This window comes from Vibrio ordalii ATCC 33509 (genome assembly GCA_000257205.1).
In the GTDB taxonomy this organism is placed as follows: domain Bacteria; phylum Pseudomonadota; class Gammaproteobacteria; order Enterobacterales; family Vibrionaceae; genus Vibrio; species Vibrio ordalii.
In genome coordinates this window covers 1-1,890 of sequence record AEZC01000191.1, presented here as the reverse complement: position 1 = coordinate 1,890, position 1,890 = coordinate 1, and the positions used below count along the sequence as shown (strand labels likewise).

Genomic DNA, 1,890 nt, shown 5'->3' with positions numbered 1-1,890 from the left:
CATGTATTGCCATCAATCAGGTCCTACGTTTTGGCCATAAAACAAAAAAACGCAATCGTCAGCCAATTGCGTTTTTTAATATATCAATCACTAAGAATAGAGAATTAAGCTACTTTAGGTATCACTCCGTTCAGATGGATCAGCTAGCCCCTTACTGAAATTTCATTGATTTATCCCTAACCAGTATTCTGCTAATACTCTCGCACCTTCATAATTAAGATGATTGTTATCCATATACAAGGGAGTACTATTTAGCTGACTTTTACAGCTAACCTCATCACAAATAATTGATAAAATTGGGATAACTTCAACTTGTGGATATTTTTTTGCAATCTCATCAATAATTGTATTTGTCATCTCCTGTCGTTCAAGCATTGCACTTAAAGGTAAATCACAGGATGCATCTTTCATCCATCCATAGGTAGCTTTCTTAACTAAACAATTGCTAGGGTTGAAGTCATAATCTGGCACTTGTTCAAACAAAATAGGCTTAATACCAGCTTCAACCAAATGCTTAATTGTCCGTTCTAAACCTTCTTTGAAAGCTCTACGGCTATTATCAATCGATTCGCTATAATCTGTTTCATCACCTAAGTAGACACGGCTACCTTTCTCGCCAACAGAACGTGTTGTTTCTACATACATAGTCCAACGTCCAGCTAAAAAAACCACATCCGGCTTCAACTCAGCTAACTTAAGGGCTATTTCATTATTACGTTCAGAACACTTTTGCTCTGGCTTTCCATGTTTAATCAAATCGCTTCCAATAACAGGAGGGCAGCCACCTAAACCTCCAAACAGTGCAGCAAACCCCTCTTGCTTGCCTAAAACATCAACAAAACTTCTAAAATGGCCTGCATGTGAATCCCCCCAGATATAAGCTGTAATCGGTTGCTCGATGTCTCCTATCACTGGTGATTCAAAAGGGTACGAATCCACAATCTGCATACGATGATTCTTATTATCATCAAACGTATAAGCGGATTGGCTAAATATCGCTTGGACTGAATCACTGAATCGTGTTGGATAACCATCTTGCGCAACAATCTGTTTAGCAATCACGACCGAACATCCAATCGGCAAAATCAAATAAAACAAGTAAACCCATCGCTTGCCAATCTGCGCATGCCGCAAAGGGTTTTCTACCCACAGCCAAGAGGCAAAAGAGAGAATAACCGTGATCATTCCACAAATGATGGCATCGACAATCGTAAAGCTAATGAAATAGTAACGATAAAAAGCCAATACCGGCCAATGCCATAGATACAATGAGTAAGACAAACGACCGATGAGCACCATGGGGCGCAAACTCAATACATACGAAATAGTGCTGGTTTTTGACGTCCCAGAGACAATGACTAAAGCGGAAGTGATAGTCACAAATAGCGCATGAATACCGGGAAACACATCACTTTCATTCAAAGAGAAAGAGAGCCAAACTAGGCTAACCATCCCGACAATCCCAGTAAGATGATAAAAGCCTCTGGGTAATTCCCTGCTGTTTTGGCTTTTTGGGTAAACCATTATTGCTAACAGCGCTCCCATCAAGAGTTCAAAAGCTCTACTTTGAATTAAATAATAACCAGAGCTGTCTCCTAATCTAGCCATATATTCAGAATAACCAATGAATCCAACTAAAGTCGCAAACATTACTCCCCAGAAAAAGCGCGAATTGAGGTAACGAGCAGCGAGGATTAAGACCATCGGCCAGACAAAGTAAAATTGTTCTTCAATAGATAATGACCAAGTATGGAGTAATGGCAACGTTTCTGAGGTTGGAGCAAAATAACCGGAGTGTTTTTCAAAGTAAACATTAGCAATGAATGTGATTGCATACCGTAAGCTATCGGCAAAGCCCATAAAATCATTCGGAGTATAAAGCCAATATGC

Annotated in this window: 1 protein-coding gene; it reads right to left on the bottom strand. The window is 39.7% G+C overall.

Translation table 11 applies throughout. The features are described from left to right. Positions 1-162: 162 nt before the first annotated feature. The coding region (locus VOR_RS0112780) for an acyltransferase family protein (protein WP_010320089.1) at positions 163-1,890 on the bottom strand (1,728 nt) is incomplete at its 5' end.